The 579-nt window shown below is 68.9% G+C and carries 2 protein-coding genes; both read right to left on the bottom strand.

The features are described from left to right. Positions 1-261, bottom strand: coding sequence for a type B 50S ribosomal protein L31 (locus IE294_RS47100; protein WP_189895435.1), 261 nt, complete (start codon positions 259-261; stop codon positions 1-3). A gap of 56 nt (positions 262-317) precedes the next feature. Further along, the gene (gene rpmG, locus IE294_RS47095) at positions 318-482 is read right to left on the bottom strand and encodes a 50S ribosomal protein L33 (RefSeq protein WP_189895434.1); all 165 of its coding nucleotides are present in this window, start codon (positions 480-482) and stop codon (positions 318-320) included. Positions 483-579 lie beyond the last annotated feature (97 nt).

The following is a 579-nucleotide window of genomic DNA, read 5'->3' as shown; positions in this document are numbered from 1 at the left end:
TCAGTGGCGGTCGGCGGTGGTACGGCCGTAGCGCCGCTGGAAGCGTTCCACCCGGCCCGCGGTGTCCACGACGCGCGAGGTGCCGGTGTAGAACGGGTGGCTCGCCGACGAGATCTCCACGTCGACGACCGGGTACGTGGTGCCGTCCTCCCACTCGACCGTCCGCTGGGACTCGACGGTGGAGCGGGTGAGGAGCTGGAAGCCTGCCGCGCGGTCACGGAAGACGACGGGGCGGGAGACGGGGTGGATGCCGTTCCTCATGGGGTGTTCCTCCTCGGGGGAGTGCGTTCTTCGCTGGGGCCGGGGTGCGAGGGGACTCAGCGCTCCTCGCGGAAGAGAACGTGCTCGCCGGCCACCGGGTCGTACTTGCGCAGGACCAGCCGGTCGGGGTCGTTCAGACGGTTCTTGCGGGTCACGTAGGTGACGCCGGTGCCGGCCGTCGACTTCAGCTTGACGACGGGGCGTGTGGTGCTGCGTGCCATGAGGGACTCCTTCCGCCAACCGCCCGAGCCCGTTGACTCGAACATGTCAGACAGTTCTCTCAACACCACCACCCCGCGATGCATTCCCGCCCCTCAC

The sequence above is a fragment of the Streptomyces canarius genome (genome assembly GCF_014650735.1).
In the GTDB taxonomy this organism is placed as follows: Bacteria; Actinomycetota; Actinomycetes; order Streptomycetales; family Streptomycetaceae; genus Streptomyces; species Streptomyces olivaceoviridis.
Note: the sequence above shows the minus strand (reverse complement) of the source record. Positions and strands in the feature narration are given on the sequence as shown.